Below are 19,427 nucleotides of genomic sequence, written 5' to 3'. Positions count from 1 at the left end.
AATGAATAAGAATATCCCCTCTCCGACCGATGTAAGTATCATCACGACTTATCGTTGCCCGATGCGTTGTAAGATGTGCGACATCTGGAATAACCCGACCGACAAGAATAAAGAGATCAAAGCCAGCGACCTGGAGATCCTTCCCCAATTGAAGTTTGCCAATATCACCGGCGGAGAGCCTTTTGTCAGGGAAGATCTGGAAGAGATCGTGGAAGTGATGTTCCGCAAAGCGCCCCGGGTGGTGATCTCTACCTCCGGCTGGTTCGAAGACCGCATCATCGCGCTGGCGCGTAAATTTCCCAATATCGGGATCCGCATCAGTATCGAAGGATTGTCGGTACGCAACGATGAATTGCGTGGCCGTCAGGGTGGGTTCGACAAAGGACTGCGCACGCTGTTGAAACTGCGCGAGATGGGCGTCAAAGACATTGGCTTCGGCATTACGGTGTCGAACAACAACTCGGCCGATATGATCGACCTCTACCGCCTGGCGAAAAACCTGAATATGGAGTTTGCCACAGCAGCATTCCACAATTCCTATTATTTCCACAAATACGACAATGTCATTACCAACCAGGAAGAGGTGATTGCCAATTTCGAGCAGCTTATCGCCATGCAAATGAAGGACAACCATCCCAAGTCGTGGTTTCGTGCCTTCTTCAACAACGGCTTGATCAATTATATCGAAGGTAACCGGCGTATGCTTCCCTGCGAGGCGGGGCTGGTGAACTTCTTCGTCGATCCCTACGGCGAGGTTTATCCCTGCAATGGCTTGGAAGAGACGTATTGGAAAGAGAGCATGGGCAATATCCTGCAGGTGGAGCGGTTCGACGAGATCTGGCAGAGCGAAAAAGCCGAGAAGGTACGTGAGAAGGTACGTACTTGCCCGAAGAACTGCTGGATGGTAGGCACTGCCTCACCCGTGATGAAGAAGTATATCCGTCACCCGCTGCAATGGGTGATGCGCAATAAAGTGAACAGTATGTTGGGTAAACCGCTCTGCCTCGACCGCCGATGGTACGATGTAGGGCAGTCGCCCGAACAAGGAAACTTAAGAAAACCCGAGAGATGAAAGTTGTAGTCACCGGCCTGCGCGGCTTCCCCAATATTCAGGGCGGCGTAGAGACCCATTGTGAAGAGTTATACCCTCGCCTGGCCAAGCTGGGCTGTGAGGTGACGGTCGTGCGCCGGAAAGGATTCGTGCAGGAAAATCCGCCATTGGCGGAATACCGGGGTGTGAAGTTCAAAGATATTCAATCGCCCCGGATCACCGGATTGGAAGCAGCCTTGCATACCTTCGCCAGCATCCTCTATGCCAAGCGTGTGCGGGCAGATATCCTGCATATCCATGCCATCGGGCCGGCAATCAATGTGCCCATCGCCAAACTATTGGGATTGAAGGTGGTGGTAACCCATCACGGACCCGACTACGACCGGGAGAAATGGGGCTTCCTGGCCCGGAATATCATTAAGATGGGCGAATACTTCACTGCCAAACTTGCCGATCGGATCATTGCGATCTCTACGGTGATTACGGGTATCCTGGAGAAGAAATACAAGCGAACGAAGAACGTAAGCCTGATCTATAACGGTGTCACGATCCTGCCCGGCTCGACCTCTACCAACTATATCGAGAAATTGGGACTCAAGCCCAACAAATATATTTTAGCCGTTGGCCGCTTTGTAGAAGAAAAACGGTTCGATAAACTGATCGAGGCGTATGTCAAAGCGAATTGTACGGATTACAGCCTGGTTTTGGCCGGTGATGCCGATTACGAGACATCCTATAGTTATTACCTCAAGAATTTCGCGGAAGAGAACCAGGTAACTCTGACCGGTATTGTGAAAGGAGAGAAACTATATCAACTCTACAATAATGCCGCTTTATTTGTTCTTCCCTCATCACACGAAGGTTTGCCCATCACCCTATTGGAGGCAATGAGCTACAAACGAAAGGTACTGGCCAGCGACATACCGGCCAACCTGGCGGTAGGCCTGCCGGAAAATGTATATTTCAAACTGGATGATCAGAAAGACTTTATCAAACGACTAAACGAACGGCTGAACGATCCATCCCTGACTGCCGAATACGACCTTACATCTTATAACTGGGATCATATTGCGGAAGAAGTTTTGGGCGTTTATCTATCGCTCACTAATCCTCAAAGACGTCATACAGAATCTTGAAACAATGAATAGAATTCTCTGTATAACAACATAACAGGAAGAAATCGTCGAATGTAAAGACATCCCCATACCCCATATCAAAATAATGCGTCTTCAATAAGGTTACTGTTTTTGAGCACAATTCGCCATCTTTGAATAACGCCATATCAAAATGGAACCTGTTATGTTCATTTTCATCTGTTTTCGTATTGCGATAAGTAAGAATGTGTTTATCCTTATAAGGCGTCAACGATGGAGCCTGACCGTAAACGGGGAGCTGCTTCCATTCATTCCAGGTGCATCCCTCATCTTCACTACGCGCCACATGTATTTTTCGCGGTTCATCGAAACCCGAACGGGAGACAACATACATCCTGTTGTCATGAATACCTAAAGATGCTTCGTTTAGTTGAAAGTGAGTATCTCTTTGTAAATCTACCGGATTATCTATCCAGGCTACAAACTTCCAGGAGACTCCCTGATCGACTGATTTCATCAGCCAGTTTTCGTGCCAGCGGTTATAAGACGTAGAATATATTGCGTCGGCTGTCACCAACATATTCCCACGGGCAGCAGCGTAAGTTTCTCCCCTGTGAGGCATAGGAAATTCGCCCACTCGATTGTCGTAGGTTTTCCCACAATCATTCGAACGAATAAACTTCACGGTAGATGCGTCCTGACTTGTACGCACAAAGAAACGGCAGATAATCGTGCCATCCGCCAAAGTAACGAACTGAGGATCACGCGCATCGCATCCCGATCCTCCATCGTAAATAACTTTTCGATTCCCCCATGTTACGCCCTGATCATAACTTTCTTTCTGAATAATTTTCCCGTCGAAACTCGTATGACCGGATCCCTCCCGATAAGCAATAACCAACTTCGAGCCATCCGGATAACCAGCAATAGTCGGAAAAGCAATATGATTGGTATTTGTTTCTACTATGGCATCGTATACATAAGGAGTAGATTCTATCACACAATACACTTCTTCCTCAATACAGGAAGTTGCGAAGAATAGGCATAAAACGATTAACAGGGCGCTGCGTTTATCATTCATATTCAATCATTTAGTTCTATTAAAAAACATTCATCATCACCGTAAGGCAACAACAAATTCTAAATATGAATAAGCGATTGATTTAAACTCACATTTCAACAAAAACAGATTCAAGGCTCACACTACTTATCCCACACAATTGCTTACTTCATTTACGGCGTAAATGTAATATTTTCAATAAATACAGTCAAGAGATACCTCTTATTAAAACAGAGATAAAGCACTGTTATACAACATAAAACCTATTGTCTATCCAGAAAAAGATCAACAAAGTCAAGTTTCACATCACACGTCTTTACAATCTGCTCGACAAATTCCCGAAAAACGCCCTCTCCTCCTTTCTTCTCCAAAGGAATTTTGCTGAAACATCTTATATATTCGGGGGCGCCAAACGGTACTCCGGCAAAGCCGACTTCACGCAATAGCTCCACATCATTAAGGTCGTCGCCGATATAGGCCACGTCGTCCCAGGAGAGCTGTAGTTCTTCGATCAGTTTACGGGCGACCGACAATTTATCTTTTACGCCTTGAAAGAGATAATCGATCCTCAATTTTTCGGCTCTGCGGCGGACGATCTCCGTATCTTCTCCGGTAATAATACCGACAGGGATCTGCAGCTTACGGGCGATGATCACACCGGCGCTGTCATAGGTATGAAATTTCTTCCACTCGTTTCCTGTCTGGTCATAATACATACCGCCATCGGTCCATACGCCATCAATGTCGGTCAATATCAGCTTGGGCAACTTCATACGCGTTTGATTTATTCAATGGATTTGGAATAGATAATTTCATTGGCTTCTATCACTTCTTTCACCTTCCGACCGATGATATGTTCGCGTTCACTCCATTTAAAGCCATCGCCTGGGCTCAGCATGTGGAGATCTTCCAATTTGATTATTTCACCGGGATTCATCTGGCGTTTGGTAGCGATAGATCGTTCCAGTTTGATCTTGGTCGACTGGATACTCTGGTCTACATAAAGGTCTTCCGTTCCCAGCCAGCGCTCGGTCACGCGGATATCGCGCAGCATCCGGTTCACGCCGTCGGGGCCCAATGAACCGATCTGGTCGGTTCCTTTCATGTGGCGGTCGATCGTAATATGCTTTTCGATGATCTCCGCTCCCATGCCCACGGCCACGATCGGGGCGGAAATACCGATGGTATGGTCGGAGAAGCCAATACGATATTGGCCGTAATGTTTCTTCAGGTAACCGATAGTGCGGAGATTCAGATTATCGGGATGCGTAGGATACTGAGAGACGCAGTGCAGGATCGAGATATTCGAATGATAACGCGTAATGACCTCCAGCGCATCATCCAGTTCTTTCTTCCCGGCCATACCGGTAGAGAGGATGATCGGGATCTTTGTCTCCGCCATCACCTCCAATAGCGGGATGTTGGTCAGGTCGCGGCTGGCCACCTTCAGGTAGTCGGGCGTAAAAAGCTTCAACATCGACAAACAACCGATAGCACAAAGTGTCTCGACAAACTCCAGACCAAGAGATTTGGTATGTTTATAGACTTCGAAATGTTCTTCTTCCGACAGTTCCAAGGCAGCCCGATGCTCGCCATACGTGCGCCCGAAAGAATTGGGATTGTCGTAGAGCTGGTTCATCTGCGAGGTGGTCAACTCTTCACTCAGGTCTCTTTTGGTCAGCTTAATCGCATTCATCGGTTTGAGGTCGAGGCCGAAAACTTCTTCCCGAACCGGACGGGCCACCAGATCGACTATTAACTTTGCAATATCGACCGAACCGTTATGATTTTGTCCGATCTCTCCGATGATATATGTTTCCTTCATTTCTTACTGTTTTTTATGATTTGATTCTTCATTGAAAGATAAAAATCAGGATATCGATCCAAATAAGCGATGATATCCTTTATCGTGGGACATTCTTTCTCTTCCGATAGTTCTTTATAAATCTTCTGCGCACTTCTGAAATCTTCTTCCGTATCGATTGTCAACCGTATATCCGTATGTTCTTTTAACTCTTCCGGCCCTGCCAGCCAACGGATCGAAAAGGATTCCGGATGGGTATAAATATAATTCGTAACATGTTCATGATACAACGGCTCTTCGGTCAATGAGGCTACTTTCTTCAGGGCTTCCAGCGTTACATATTCCGTCCAGAAACCATAATGAGTCTGAATTGATGGGGTTCCAAAAATATCAAATGCAATATAATCACAGGGAGCATCTGCGACATCATCCAGAAGCCGGATGATAGACTCGCATTCTAAAAAAGGATTATCCGAGCAGACGCGTATCATTCGTTTGACATGATATGCCTCCGCAGCTTTTATAAAACGATCTAAAACATCATTTTCTGCGCCTCTAAAGCAATGAACACCTTTTTGCAAGGCCAGGGATTCGATCACATCATTTGCCGGCGACACGGAAGTAGTCAGAATAACCGCGTCTTTCCCGCCAATCTTTACCAATTTATCTATAAGCAGTTCCAATATGGATTTCTCATCAAAAAAAGGGAGTAGTATTTTGCCTGGCAATCGGGTCGAACCGATTCGAGCCTGTACGAGAAAGTATATTTGTTCAGAAGTTTTCATTTCTATGACTTAGCATGTAAAGTTATTCAATATTAAAGAATAATACAAAAATATCAAGAAGGAACATGTTCCCGTATATAGCTGGCGACGATATTATACTCTTCTACAGGTTTCCCCATATTACAAATACGCATTTTATCCTGAAACCAGAGAACAGCCGTACTGTTCTCATGAATCACGGTCACTTCGTTTTTATTCTCCATCAATAAAAGTAATAATACTTCGACCATAATATTCGACCGGATGATGTTACCAGCAAAAGCGTCCAGTTTGTCTATATTCTTTATATGCGGATGGGGCTTGATATAAACCCGGTCGTATTTCGTTTGCTCCGAATGGAGGAAATGCAAAATCTCGTCACTTATATGATGGGTAGTAAGATAAAGCAATATCGATTCCCCTTTCACATCCTCCAGCCACTCTATACCCGTAGATAAGGATTTGAGCAGAGAGACATTGTCTTGCAGCGCTTGCATAAAGGTCTGACGAAAAGGCTTTATTTCTTTTTTATAATCAGGAAACAACTGTTTATAGAGTTCAGGCAAATAAACAAAGACCCCCTTCAGATAAGCCGCGTTTCCGATACGCTCCCCTATCCCTAACAAACAATACAACCGGAACTTCTTCTTATCTATACTTTCCTTTATCACGGCTTTTCGATAAATACCATATCCTTCTTCATAGACATATACTGTTTTGCGCAGCAGAATCGAATATAATGCAAGGAAAGCGGAAGAATCATTATCGATATATAAGGTCGAAGCCTTTGCTTTTATGATCTCCCGATAATAATCAGACGTATTATCCGCATAAACGACCTCATCCCAAAGAGCTTCCTCCTTTTTTATCTTTTGGGCAAAAGAATAAGAATCTATAAAATTATCTTTTACCAGAAGGATACGAAAAGAGTCGCGTCCTTCACCTACCGTATTCTTCAAATTAAAATACTGTAACGGCTTTGTACAGATATAGAGCTCTCTCTTCATATATTTATTATTTTAGGGTCCTTCAAAATACGTTGTACAATACCCGCCAAGTTCTTTATTTTCTTAAAATTCAACACGATAAACAACAGAAGAACGCCCCAATAGGTATAATGCGACTGGTCGGTCACCACAAACAGGAGGCAGAGGGAGTAAGGAACAAACAAACTTAAAGGGAAATTATCGGCAAATACCGTTTTGAAACTATTCCGGATAGTCATCAATCCATTTGAAAACAGCGTAAGTATGATATTATAGACAAAATAAGCGACTAATGTAGCAAGAATGACATACTCGTAGCTCCATTTAAGAACAAGGGCAATCACCAGAGCCAATATAATGTTCAGGATCAGAACAGCCAAAGCTATCCCTCCCAATTGCTTTTCCTTCGAATTGGCAGTCATCACGGACGAATAGATAAAACAATTGGAGTAAAACACCAACGACATCACAATCAAAGCAAAACACTTAAACTGTTCCTGGTATTTCGGGAACAACATAATCAATAAAGGGAAAAGCAAGATAAAGGAGTACATGATCAAGTGGATAGCTACAATATAGCCGTTCCGGACATAGGACAGAATAGTGGCTGTCTGCTTTTGATCTCTTTTATTTAATCGATTGATAATCTTCGGATAAATAAGAAATGAAAAAGAATCGAACAATAGCATGATCGCATTAGCCAGCGTGAAGGAAAATGTAAAATAACCAAACTCTATCACATCATAATAGGCACTCACAACCGTACGGGTCGATATGAGAATCAGATAAAAACAAGCGTTATAGATAAACAAATAAAAGCCTCTATGTAAGAGTTGCGGCATGACAACGGCAATCGATGACTGTCGAAAAGAGATCTTCACATCCAACTTAAACAGATAAATAGCCAACGAAAAGAATTGCCCGATTAACATTACGGCCAGTAATACATTTATCAACAGTTCTTTGTCTCTGACAATAAAAAGGATAACCAGAGTCATCACCGGCACTATCGACTGAAAGAACATGATTTCTTTCAATTTATTCCGGATCCGGAAATAGTTGGTAAACAGATTATTGAAATGGGTAAGAACGGCAATCAGGAAAACCGGAATGATATAATCAGAAAACTGAAACTTCGCTCCCCAATTCAATCCGAGAAAAGAGTAAAAGGATAAGAGAGCGAGAAATACAACACTGAGAACCAAATAAAAGAAAATGGCCGCAGACATCAGGTCTTGCGTCTTCTTATCGTCATCACGGTTTATTGCCAACATAACATTCAAGGAGTGAGGAACACCCAAATTGAATTGGGCGGCATATTGCAGTACCAGATTGATGAATCCCCAAATACCTAAGTAAATCGGTCCCAATAGGGCGGCTATAATAAACGAATTCACAAACTGGATGCCCATAGTCAGATACCTTGTCGAGACGTATCCTACTATTTTATTCTTTATTACGGTCTTAACTATGGGAAGCATATTTTAAGGTTTACTGTAAAAGATATCAATAATTGTTTCGGCAACAGATATATTCGACAATTTTCCCCGGTAATTCAGACAGTTCGTGGTATAATAACTATTCTTTTCGATGATCGTACGCAAGTCGTGTTCACCCCAATTATCGTCTATAATCCCAAGGTTCTCTTCCTGGGTATAATACGCGCTTCCGGGTTGCGAGTTCGAGATCACCGGTGTTCCTGCGCTTATTGCTTCGGGGATAGAAACCACATTCAAATCTTTTTGCGTATTAACCAAAAGAGCTTTAGATTGGGAAACAATAGAAAAGAGTTTATCATGCCGCACAAAACCTTCGAACACGACATTCGCTCCTATTCCCAACTCCTCGACCAGGCGTTTTAACTGATCTTCCATTTCGCCACGCCCAAGGATATACAACAGATAAGAAGAGTATTGCGGATACACCGAGAGAAAACGTGCGAACTTGCGCAGAATAAGATCGACTCTTTTCCTTTCGATCAATTGAGAAACAACGACAAACTGGTTTTCTTTGGTGATCGTATCAGGAAGGTCGATCAACTTCATTCCATGTTCTACGCATGTTTTACTGACTCGCTTTGCATATTGGGAGATAAAGTCGTAAGCTTTTTTCGAACGGGGAACAATCCGTATGTTCCGATAGAGCAACCGTACGACACAATTGTACCAGAACAACGAGGGCAACCTGTAGAACAGGCGATTATGCACAAAAAGCTCCTGCCAAACCAAGAGTTTAGACGGCACAACCAAGGCAGCCATAAACGAATGGGTAGAAAAAGCCTCACTGGAAATCACGAGGTCATATTCATTCTTTCTTTTTCTCAGGAAAGAAAACAGCGATAAATGCAAAGGGAAATAACTAACCTTAAACAGAGATTTCAGGTTTGATTTCAGAAAGACTATTTCAAAATCATACACTTCGGATCGGGTCGGTTTATACTCTTCGGCGGCAACCAATGTCACCTCGTGTCCCAACTCCTTAAAGCCTAAAGCAAAAGTATAGATCATACAATCTTTAATGCTCTCTACTTTAGGCAATATATTCTTTTCCGCTGTATATAAAATAGAATTTAAAATCAGGATTTTCATGTTTACTCCCTCCCTGAAACAAAGAATATTCTTAATTAACTGTCTTGAAATTCTTTTTTCAGCTCTTTGAATATCTTACGACCCTCAATCCAGGCAACGGGGATGACCATTGTTAGGAGTATCACAAAGATAAGTGCATACAACTTACGAGGGGCAACCTTCTTTTGTTTCACGAAAGGATCATCCACAATACGCGCATGCTCCTTCATCTCACCGATACGTAAAGCCGCGTCTTCCCGTTTTTGCAGAAGGATCAGATAGACTCCCTGATAGATTTCCTGCTGGCGACGGTAATCGACAAGTTCCCGTTCCATCGACGGCACTTCTCCCATCTTAGCTAACAACTGGTTTTCTTTTCCTTTCAGGTCGGCCAGAGTCACTTCCAGGGCTTTATGTGCATTACGGATCGTTTGAAAGACGCCTTCCCGCAAATTGTCCAGTTGCTCGTCTTTCTGTTTGATCAGCGGACTTTCAGTTTTGGAACTCTTCAGGATGGTATTTCGTTCGATCACCGCAATATTATAGGTGGCAATCGGTCCTCCTTTTTCTCCTTCGGCAGCCGACAATAACATCGGAATCACATTGTATTTATTAGCCGGATCTTTCACGTAATCATCCAGCATGGTGACGACATATTTTTCAGCTTCCAATTCGATTATCTTCGTTTGCAGTTCACTCATCTGACCCACATAGAATTCGATATCGTATTCCAGTTCGGTCATTCCGTTTTTTGCCTTAAACTGCTGAATACGTCCTTCGGCTTCATCCAATTCAGCAATCACATTCTGAATACGTCCATCGATAAAAGTCATTGACTTATCAACGTTTTGCTTCTGTGTATTTTCATATTGCCGGTTAAACTCGGCAACCAGGGTGTTCAGGAAATCGACCCCCCGCTTTTTTTCATAATCCTGTATGGTCAGTTCCAGAATATTCGATGTATTACTCACATCTTCCACTCCCAGTTCTTCCGCCAGATCTTCCGCAACCCAGGATGCCGGATTGACATTGATTTTCATTTTGAAAGGTGCTTTGATCTCCGGATCGCCCAACGCATTCTTCGAAAGGGTGAACGTTCCCAGCGGCAGTTCGATAACTGCGGGAAGAGAAGGGTATTCTAATTTGTATTTGCCGATATCATTGGATTTCACCTTTACCTTGACTTTTTCGGATTTATCTACCGATACTTCAAAAACAAGCGCATCCATGATGTTTGCATTTGTCTTTTCATCAAAATCGAGCAGTAACGGACTTCCTTTGTACATCTTATATCGGAAAGCTCCGGGTTTCATATAAGCGACCTGCAGATCCAGCTGGTGAATCACTTGGCGAAGCAGGCTATTGGAAGCGAGAATAGTCATTTCATCATCCATATTGACCGTGGTTCCTCCACCTCCGCCCAGCCCAAACGATTTCATCAGACCGGCTGCTTCACCCAAACCGAAAGCGCCTCCCGACGAATCTTCCTGTATCTGGATACGTGCGAATATCTCGTATGTTTTCGGAACCAAAAACAAATAAAGTATGGCCGGAATCAAAGACAAAACGCCAACTATAACAAAAACTTTCCATTGGTGGATATAGTTGACTATAATCTTCTTTAGCCCTAAAGTTTCATTCTCCGATTGATTTATAATCTCCTTTTCTGACATATTATTTAGAATACATTCGTTAACACTACTGTTAAGACAGAGATCGCACTCAGGATGGTGGATACGACCGTTATATTATACTGTTGCGCCTGGCTATATCTGGAATTCTTTTTCTTGGCTTCATTGGGTTCTACGTAAACCACATCGTTTTGCTGAAGATAGTAATAGGGAGAAGCGAAGATAGCGGGATCAGTCAAGTCAATACGTCCACGTTCCACCACCCCGTTATTATCCCGAAGTATCAATATGTTTTTTCGGTTGGCATTGATTGTTACATCGCCTACAGAGCCTAAAAAGTCCAAAATAGAAATACGATCATGACGGATGGTAAGGGTTCCCGGACGACTCACTTCACCCAATGCCGTTATTTTGAAATTCACTAAAGAAACCTTGACCAACGGATCGTCGATATATTTGGAAATATCGGCACGCAACCTATCTGCCAGTTCCTGTTTGGTCAGGCCTTGCACATGCACTTTCCCCAAGACCGGGAATTGAATATATCCTTCCTGGTCAACAAGATAGGTATACAATGCCGGAGCTGATTGCACCATAGCCTCGCCTTCATGTATGGTGGCATAAGCATATGTCGGCGGATTAAAAGGAGTCACCACATTCGGATCCCAGGCCGTTACCGTGATGGTCAACAGATCATCGGGGCAGATCGGTGTATGGTAAGTCTGAGCCATTTGCTGGAGTTGTTCGGTCGTCAACTCGTCAATACCCTGGAAATAAGTCACATCTTTGGGAACGGAGCATGCCCCCATTACCAGAAGGAAGACAAGGGACAGAGCGGCAAATTTTAATCGCATAGGTTTTTTATTTTCTTTAAATAAGGTTGCAAATATACGCTTTTAAACTGAAACTTAGGTCCGGTTTGCCCGAGCCTTCCGCACAGTTACAGATATAACGATGCGATTGTTAAAATATTGCTGCATGGAATGGGGAATTTATTCTTTATTTTCACCGATCAACGCCTAAAACCAAACGCATCTTCGCATTAGCCGGAGGAAACTTGCTTCGGCGTTCATCTTTTCTTAACTTTGCACAATATAATCACCCACTCCATGATACAAATCGGAAACTACAACACCCTTGCCATTGTCAAAGACCTCGACTTCGGTGTTTATCTCGACGGAGGCAATGACCTGGAAATCCTTTTGCCGGCACGTTATGTACCTAAAAATGTCAAAATCGGCGATGAAATCGAGGTTTTTATCTATCACGACAACGAAGGCCGCCTGATCGCCACTACCCTTCGCCCGAAAGCCACGGTCGGCGAATTTTGTTTTATGCGGGTCAGCTCCGTGAATGAAACCGGTGCTTTTCTGGACTGGGGCTTGATGAAAGATCTGCTTGTCCCTTTCCGCGAACAAAAAGCAACGATGCATGAAGACGGCTGGTATCTGGTGTATGTGCGCTTGGATAACGTCACCGGACGGATTATGGCGTCGGCCAAAGTGGATAAATTCCTCGACAATACCCCACCCGACTACTCATTCAACCAGGAAGTAGACCTCTTGATCACCGAAGAGACCGATTTGGGCTATCGCGTCATTATAAACAATCTGCATTGGGGACTGATTTACCATAGCGAAGTATTCCGCCCGCTCAAAAAAGGCGAACAGCTAAAAGGATATATCAAAGAAGTGCGTGAAGACGAGAAGATCGACGTAAGCCTCACCCCCTTAGGTTATAAAAAGATAGATGGCCTCTCGGGTATGATTCTTGAGACGCTCAAGGCCAACGGAGGTTACCTGGCGGTACACGACAAAAGTGACCCGGAGCAAATTTACGCCCTGTTCCATTGCAGCAAAAAAGCTTTCAAACAAGCCATCGGCCTGCTCTACAAGCAACAAATGATCACGCTCGAACGCGAAGGGATACGCTGGGTTACAGGCGATTAAGACAGCCCAACTTATTCACAAAAAAACTACCGGTAGTTTGCGAACAAAGTATCGGTAGTTTGTCAACGAAATACCAGTAGTTTATCAACAAACTACCGGTACTTTTTTTTGCTCATTTATTTACAGGCGATAAACTCGATCTCGACCAGGCCATTTTTGGGCAAAGTCTTAACCGCAACAGCCGAACGGGCCGGGAAATCGCCTTCGAATTGGGCGGCATAAACTTCGTTTACCACCGCGAAGTCGGCCATATCAGCCAGAAAAACGGTTGTTTTCACTATGTTTTCTACGGCAAAGCCGGATTCTGCCAGTATAGCATGGATATTTTTGAATACCTGGACGGCTTGCTCCTTCACTCCGCCTTCCACGAAGTTACCCGTTGCCGGATCCATGCCCAGTTGGCCGGACGAGAATAACATATTTCCTACCTGAATAGCCTGACTGTACGGCCCGATTGCCGCCGGGGCATTTGTTGTTGAGATTACTTTCTTCATGACTGTTTAAGTTTTATAGTTTGCAATTGCTTTACGCTTCGCTCCAATTCGTAATTTTTAATTCGTAATTCGTAATTTCAATTCTCTCCTCTCTGTCTCACCACCTCATAGATCATCACCGAGGCAGCTACCGAAACATTCAACGAACCGATCGTTCCATATTGTGGAATTTTGACCATTTCATCGCAAATTCGGAGGTTATCCATCGAAACGCCCGTATCTTCCGCTCCGACCACGATCGCCACCGGGCCATCATAAGCGACACGGGTATAAACCGACTGAGCTTTCTCCGTGGCCGCGAAAACCTTTATCCCGCTTTCCTGCAGGAAACGAATAGCCTGGTTTATACTCTTTTCCTTACAAACCGGTAAGATATGCAAGGCGCCGGCAGACGTTTTGATGGCATCGGCATTCACCGTCACACTACCTTTGGCCGGAATCACAACAGCGTCCACCCCGGCACATTCGCAGGTACGGGCGATAGCGCCGAAGTTACGCACATCCGTCACCCCGTCGAGCAATACGATGAAAGGATTTTTCCCTTGTTCGTAGACATTCGGGATGATATCTTCCAGCCGGTAATAGGTAATAGCCGAGATGAAAGCGATCACCCCCTGGTGGTTTTTGCGGGTGATCCGGTCCAACCGTTCCTGTGGCACACGCTGGCATTGAAGGTTGTTCTCCTTCAAAACGGCAAATAACTCACGGGCCAGGTCGCCCTGGAGTTCCCTTTTCACCAATATCTTATCGATCTCTTTACCCGCCTGTACCGCTTCGATCACGGCACGGATGCCAAAGACCATTTCATTCTCTTTCATCTCTATTCGTATTGATTAGTATTCTCTGCTTTTGCATAACAAGAACGGCACAAAGGCTCATACAGGGTTTGCTCGCCCAAAAGCACCCGTTTGTCATCGGCTACCGTCCGGTGCGACAAATAAGCTAACTGTCCGCAACCGACACAGATCGCATGCACCTTGGTGACCTCATCGGCGATCGCCATCAAATGAGGGATAGGGCCAAAAGGGACTCCTTTATAATCCATATCCAGACCGGCCACAATCACCCGGATGCCATCGGCCGCCAATTGATTGCAAACATCGACCAGGCCTTCGTCGAAGAACTGTGCCTCGTCAATGCCCACCACATCGATTTCGGAAGTAAACAGCAGGATACTGGCTGAGGTATCGATCGGGGTCGAAGGGATCTGATTCTTATCGTGCGAAACGACCATTTCTTCCGAATAGCGCGAATCCATCGCAGGTTTGAAGATCTCTACGCGCTGGCGGGCAAACTGCGCCCGCTTCAACCGACGGATCAGCTCTTCTGTTTTACCCGAAAACATCGATCCGCAGACTACTTCGATCCGTCCTTTCCGGGGAAACTGAAATATATGTTCTTCCGATCCTGATATCATATCCTTTTATTTGTGCCCACAAAAGTACGGAATAATTATTTACCCTTTCCCCGTTCGCCCGGTTTATGTAAACAAAAAAACAGTCCCGAAAAGAGACTGTCTTCATTTTACTATTTTAAAAGAGAATATTACCGGCGACCCGGCTTTTCGTTTCTTGGCCGATTATCATATCTGCCGTTGTTTTTATCTCGATCTCTATCTCTATCTTTCTCTTTATTCGGTTTGTATTTCTCTTTATTGGATTTGTATTTCGGACCCGGAACGGATTTCCAATGATGACTCCAATAGGAGTTCTCGTAGCGCCGGACATCCGGGTAAACCCGAACGGATGCATAAGAAGGATGTTCGTACCAACCGCGATATTCATGGATCCGGCCGGGGCGTTCTCTGGTCAGCTGTACATAGCGATCGAACTGGTAGGGAGAAAGTAGACGAAGCAACTTTTTATCCCGATCCATACGCAGGTCATAGATCTTCCGGGCGGCCTTGTCCCAGTGTTTATAATCCCGACGGGATTCCTTTTCTATCTTTTGACCGTACTTATGAACGATCTTTTCATATTCCCGGGCTTGCTTCGGGTGTAACTGAAGTGAAGCAGACATGGAGCGGCACTGTGGACAATTGGCTTGATGCCAACCTTTTTCAATCCAAAACTGACTGTAACCGGGTAAACTTATCAGAAGTATGAATAGCGATATAAGACTTAAACGTTTCATGGCTTTGTGTTTTTAAAAGGTTTTACATCTCGTTTGTTATTTCTATGACACCTTCCAAACAGAAAGGTTTAAAACAATGGATAAGGAAAGCTAATTATCCATTACCCATTATCTATTTGAAGAAGCTCTTTCGCATTCGCCAAAGAAGCATCGGTCAGGGTCGCTCCGCTTAACATCCGGGCAACTTCAGTGATGCGCTCTTCTGCGTTCAATTCCCTGATGCAGGTAACCGTCTTTTCCGGCGTATCTTCTTTATAGACATAATAATGCATATTCCCTTTCGCGGCGATCTGAGGAAGATGGGTAATGGTTATCACCTGCATATCCCGACTGAGCGCTTGCATGATTTCCCCCATTTTATCGGCAATATCACCCGAAACACCCGTATCTATTTCATCAAACAGGATAGCCGGCAAAGCCGTATGCCCGGCGATCATGGCTTTAAGGCAGAGCATCAGGCGGGAGATCTCTCCTCCGGACGCGGTTTGAGCTACCGGTTGCAAGGTGCCGTTGCGATGAGCGGAAAACAAAAAGCGAATTTCATCCATTCCATCGGGTCCCGGCTCCTGGCGCGACTGGAGATCGACCACAAAACGAGCATTAGGAATACCCAATGTAGCGATCATTTCTTCCAACTGACGACTAATAACCTGAGAGGCTGCTTCGCGTTTTTCCCGCAACCGGGTGGCTTGATCGAACAATTGCTGATACGTTTCGGCGATTTCATTCTTCAAGGTTTCGACCTGTTCGTCGAATGAATCGATCTCTTTAAGCTGTTCCTCGAATTTGCTTTCGATCGCAATCAATTCGGGCACGGTATTGACCCGGTGTTTCTGTTGTAGATTATAGATTACGTCCAGTCGCTCATTCACCCAGTCTAAACGTTCGGGGTTGAATTCAATATCTTCTTTCCAGCCTTCGGTCTCCGAAGCCAGGTCGTTCAGTTCGATATAAGCGCTTTTCAATCTTTCGCTGATCTCCCGGGCTTTCGGATAATAACGTTCCAAAGTATTCGCGATGGAAAGGGCTTCTTTTAAAAGGAGAACACTTCCCTGCTCCTCTCCGTTCAGGCAATTGGTAATCCGGTAAAGGCCGCTTTTAATCTCTTCGGCATGGGATAATACCTCCTGCTCGGTCTCCAGTTCCGTCTGTTCATCCGGTTTCAAACGGGCGTCACTCAACTGTTCCAATTGAAAGCGAATATAATCCTCTTCCTGTTTACTTTGAGCCGCTTTTTCCTCAAGCGCGATCAGCTCTTTTTGCAAATTCCGGTAATGGGTGTATTGCGTGCGATAAGCAGTCAATAAAAGCTCATTTTGCGCCATTACATCGACAACCTTCAACTGAAAGCGATTATCGGCCAGGAGCAGATTCTGATGTTGGGAATGGATATCGATCAAACGGGCGCCCAATTCCTTCAGGATATTCAGCGAAACCGGCGAATCATTCACAAACGCACGTGACTTCCCGGAAGCAAACAATTCTCTCCGGAGCAGACAGGTCTCCGCATCGTATTCCAGATCATTTTCGATGAAAAAAGATTCCAACTGATAGGCTGAAACATTGAATTGCGCTTCGATCACACACTTCTCAGCGCCCTGGCGAATACTTCGACCGTCGGCACGCTGACCGATAACCAGCCCCAGCGCACCCAATATAATAGACTTACCGGCACCTGTTTCCCCGGTAATAACAGACAATCCTTTCCGGAACGTAATATCCAGATTATCGATTAAAACGTAGTTTTGTATATAAAGAGATTGCAACATAACTATTTCTTAAGTGCTTCCAGAACGGTTCCCTGGGTGGGATAGATATCCGACAAAAGATCGTATCCTTCTTTCTTTTCCTGATTCGTAGCTTTGGAATAAATAGCAACAACCTCGGTCAGTTTGGCATCGGCAAACATCTGTAGGACGACAGAGGTGGGACGAGCGCTTTTCACTTCTTTCAGTGCAGGTAAAGCTTCTATAATGGTAGTCCGTCCCCGGTCCGGATTAGCGGCCATTTCATCGAGTCCCCGACGGTGGTACTGATACCACATATTGCGGAAAGCTTCAGAAGTATTATCGGTCAGTGCCGTAATCACCCCATGACGGTTCGAATTGCTCTCAAAAGCTTTCCAACCGACCCAATTGGATTGGGCCTGCGCCAGCGTGACGACCTGTTGAGCCGTCTGAAAGAAAGCGGCTCCGCCCAGAGGAGAAAAGCTATCGAAATCCAAACCCAGGATCACATACACATAGAATACAATCACTGCGGTCAAGTTATTGTTCAATACATTCTCGGTGTACTCCAACGGTTCGAATTCAATATAGTCAAAGTCAATCTGCCGATCCTGAAAGTTTAATAAGTTGGTCGAATAACCCGAATTGTAGGCAGGGCGTCGCGCCTGGATCTGCAATGTTCCTTTGAAAGCATTATCCTGCTGCTCGCTGATATTGATGGTAAAGGTTGACTCGATACGCTCATTCACCGAGAAGGTCGCATCGGTCCATTTCCGGTTGTTGATAAACTCTGTCAGAGCATTTTGCAACGTAGTAAATACCTGTTTATTGGTTCCTTGCACCTGGCTACTGTTGATTGTCACACGGGCATTCATTTCCTGCGCGTCCACTTGCAGGGATACGCATAAAACCAACAACAGGTAAATGACTCTTTTTTGCATCTTCATTTTAATTGCTCTACTAACTTATTCACAATATCGACTGCTACTTCTGTCTTATTCTTCAACGGATAGTCGGTAACCTCTCCTGTCCGGTCGATGATCGTGATCTTATTCGTATCGTGACGGAACCCGGCACCTTGATCTTCCAGAGAGTTCAATACGATGAAATCGAGGTTTTTGCGCTTCAATTTATCTTGCGCATGACTCATGCCATCTTGTGTTTCCAAAGCAAAACCACCCAACACCTGCCCTTCGCGTTTCTGTTTACCCAAAGAGGCGGCAATATCTTTATTGGGCACCAGGTGAAGGATCATATCGCCCGTCGACTCCCGTTTGATTTTCTCTTCCGCTGAAGATTCCGGACGATAATCGGCTACGGCTGCACACAACAGGGCTGCATCCATCTGCGGAAAGAGGCTGAGGGCTTTCTGGTACATTTCTTCGGCCGACTCCACGTCGAATTGAGTAATCCGCGGATGTTCGGTGCGTAACGCCGTCGGTCCGGCAACCAAAAACACTTCGGCTCCTCGCCTTGCACAGGCCTCTGCCAATGCAAATCCCATCTTTCCGGAAGAATAATTACCTATAAAACGTACGGGATCGATCTTTTCATGCGTCGGGCCTGCGGTTATTAACACTTTTTTATCAATCAGGTCCTGCTGGGCAGCAAAAAAGTCGTGCAAACAAGCGATAATCACCTCCGGATCTTCCATACGTCCCTTGCCGATCAACTGACTGGCCAATTCACCTTCGCCCGGTTCAATGATCCGGTTTCCAAACGAACGCAAACGATCCAGATTTTGTTGTGTCGCCTGGTGGGCATACATATCCAAATCCATAGCCGGAGCGACAAACACAGGCGCTTTACAGGAGAGATAAGTTGTTATCAGCATATTATCCGCAATCCCGTTAGCCATCTTTCCGATTGTGGCAGCCGTTGCCGGTGCAATCAGCATCGCATCGGCCCATAAACCCAGATCGACATGGCTGTTCCACGTCCCGTCGCGGTTAGAAAAAAACTCGCTGATCACCGGATTGCGGCTTAATGTAGAGAGGGTCAAAGGCGTGATAAACTCTTTGCCGGCAGGCGTAATCACCACTTGCACTTCAGCACCTTTCTTTACCAGCCCACGGATAATCGTAGCCGCCTTATAAGCAGCGATACTTCCCGTAACCCCTAATATAATGTGTTTACCTTTCAACATAACCTATTGCTTTGAAAAGTC

The 19,427-nt window shown here is 45.0% G+C and carries 19 protein-coding genes; 3 read left to right on the top strand and 16 right to left on the bottom strand.

The features are described 5' to 3' along the window. Position 1 precedes the first annotated feature (1 nt). Positions 2-1,072: a radical SAM protein gene (locus tag M2133_RS09910; protein WP_277466077.1), complete on the top strand. Its 1,071-nt coding sequence runs from the start codon at positions 2-4 to the stop codon at positions 1,070-1,072. Next, positions 1,069-2,187, top strand: coding sequence for a glycosyltransferase family 4 protein (locus M2133_RS09905; RefSeq protein ID WP_277465966.1), 1,119 nt, complete (start codon positions 1,069-1,071; stop codon positions 2,185-2,187). The genes M2133_RS09910 and M2133_RS09905 overlap by 4 nt, the downstream gene beginning before the upstream one ends. Here the strand turns inward: M2133_RS09905 and M2133_RS09900 are convergent. From M2133_RS09900 to M2133_RS09860, 9 genes are all read right to left on the bottom strand, one after another. Continuing rightward, positions 2,156-3,226 (bottom strand): sialidase family protein, encoded by a 1,071-nt coding sequence (locus M2133_RS09900; protein WP_277465965.1) that lies wholly within the window; start codon positions 3,224-3,226, stop codon positions 2,156-2,158. The two genes, M2133_RS09905 and M2133_RS09900, sit on opposite strands and share 32 nt — an antisense overlap. A 242-nt stretch (positions 3,227-3,468) precedes the next feature. Beyond that, complete coding sequence (locus M2133_RS09895) at positions 3,469-3,978, bottom strand: HAD-IIIA family hydrolase (protein ID WP_277465964.1); 510 nt, start codon at positions 3,976-3,978, stop codon at positions 3,469-3,471. Positions 3,979-3,989: 11 nt separating this feature from the next. Beyond that, entirely contained in the window at positions 3,990-5,030 is a 1,041-nt protein-coding gene (locus M2133_RS09890; RefSeq protein ID WP_277465963.1) for an N-acetylneuraminate synthase family protein, read from the bottom strand. Next, positions 5,027-5,794 carry a glycosyl transferase family 2 gene (locus M2133_RS09885; protein ID WP_277465962.1) on the bottom strand — a complete coding sequence of 256 codons (768 nt, stop codon included), beginning with the start codon at positions 5,792-5,794 and terminating at the stop codon, positions 5,027-5,029. The genes M2133_RS09890 and M2133_RS09885 overlap by 4 nt, the downstream gene beginning before the upstream one ends. A gap of 53 nt (positions 5,795-5,847) precedes the next feature. After that, positions 5,848-6,780, bottom strand: a complete 933-nt coding sequence (locus M2133_RS09880) for a polysialyltransferase family glycosyltransferase (protein ID WP_277465961.1) — start codon at positions 6,778-6,780, stop codon at positions 5,848-5,850. Then, the gene (locus M2133_RS09875) at positions 6,777-8,240 is read right to left on the bottom strand and encodes a hypothetical protein (RefSeq protein ID WP_277465960.1); all 1,464 of its coding nucleotides are present in this window, start codon (positions 8,238-8,240) and stop codon (positions 6,777-6,779) included. Before M2133_RS09875 ends, M2133_RS09880 begins: the two co-directional genes overlap by 4 nt. 3 nt (positions 8,241-8,243) lie before the next feature. Beyond that, positions 8,244-9,266, bottom strand: a complete 1,023-nt coding sequence (locus M2133_RS09870; RefSeq protein WP_277465959.1) for a glycosyltransferase — start codon at positions 9,264-9,266, stop codon at positions 8,244-8,246. A 116-nt stretch (positions 9,267-9,382) separates the two neighbouring features. Then, positions 9,383-10,999, bottom strand: a complete 1,617-nt coding sequence (locus M2133_RS09865) for a Wzz/FepE/Etk N-terminal domain-containing protein (protein ID WP_277465958.1) — start codon at positions 10,997-10,999, stop codon at positions 9,383-9,385. A gap of 5 nt (positions 11,000-11,004) precedes the next feature. Then, positions 11,005-11,811: a polysaccharide biosynthesis/export family protein gene (locus tag M2133_RS09860; RefSeq protein WP_277465957.1), complete on the bottom strand. Its 807-nt coding sequence runs from the start codon at positions 11,809-11,811 to the stop codon at positions 11,005-11,007. Between the two features lie 255 nt (positions 11,812-12,066). On the opposite strand from M2133_RS09860, the gene M2133_RS09855 reads away from it, so the two are divergent. Beyond that, positions 12,067-12,906: a S1-like domain-containing RNA-binding protein gene (locus M2133_RS09855; protein ID WP_277465956.1), complete on the top strand. Its 840-nt coding sequence runs from the start codon at positions 12,067-12,069 to the stop codon at positions 12,904-12,906. 116 nt (positions 12,907-13,022) lie between these two features. Here the strand turns inward: M2133_RS09855 and M2133_RS09850 are convergent, their stop codons facing one another. The 7 genes from M2133_RS09850 to coaBC all read right to left on the bottom strand — a co-directional run bounded on the left by M2133_RS09850 (position 13,023) and on the right by coaBC (position 19,406). After that, positions 13,023-13,400 carry a RidA family protein gene (locus tag M2133_RS09850; RefSeq protein ID WP_277465955.1) on the bottom strand — a complete coding sequence of 126 codons (378 nt, stop codon included), beginning with the start codon at positions 13,398-13,400 and terminating at the stop codon, positions 13,023-13,025. A gap of 77 nt (positions 13,401-13,477) precedes the next feature. Further along, entirely contained in the window at positions 13,478-14,218 is a 741-nt protein-coding gene (rlmB, locus tag M2133_RS09845; protein ID WP_277465954.1) for a 23S rRNA (guanosine(2251)-2'-O)-methyltransferase RlmB, read from the bottom strand. A 2-nt stretch (positions 14,219-14,220) separates the two neighbouring features. Further along, positions 14,221-14,817, bottom strand: a complete 597-nt coding sequence (locus M2133_RS09840) for a thymidine kinase (protein ID WP_277465953.1) — start codon at positions 14,815-14,817, stop codon at positions 14,221-14,223. 128 nt (positions 14,818-14,945) lie between these two features. Further along, entirely contained in the window at positions 14,946-15,419 is a 474-nt protein-coding gene (locus M2133_RS09835; protein WP_277465952.1) for a hypothetical protein, read from the bottom strand. Positions 15,420-15,634: 215 nt separating this feature from the next. Beyond that, entirely contained in the window at positions 15,635-17,302 is a 1,668-nt protein-coding gene (recN, locus tag M2133_RS09830) for a DNA repair protein RecN (RefSeq protein ID WP_277465951.1), read from the bottom strand. Between the two features lie 2 nt (positions 17,303-17,304). After that, positions 17,305-18,207: a DUF4835 family protein gene (locus M2133_RS09825; protein WP_277465950.1), complete on the bottom strand. Its 903-nt coding sequence runs from the start codon at positions 18,205-18,207 to the stop codon at positions 17,305-17,307. Further along, entirely contained in the window at positions 18,204-19,406 is a 1,203-nt protein-coding gene (gene coaBC / locus M2133_RS09820) for a bifunctional phosphopantothenoylcysteine decarboxylase/phosphopantothenate--cysteine ligase CoaBC (RefSeq protein WP_277465949.1), read from the bottom strand. The genes M2133_RS09825 and coaBC overlap by 4 nt, the downstream gene beginning before the upstream one ends. Positions 19,407-19,427: the final 21 nt, after the last annotated feature.

The sequence above is a fragment of the Parabacteroides sp. PF5-6 genome (genome assembly GCF_029504695.1).
Classification (GTDB): domain Bacteria; phylum Bacteroidota; class Bacteroidia; order Bacteroidales; family Tannerellaceae; genus QVMG01.
Note: the sequence above shows the minus strand (reverse complement) of the source record. Positions and strands in the feature narration are given on the sequence as shown.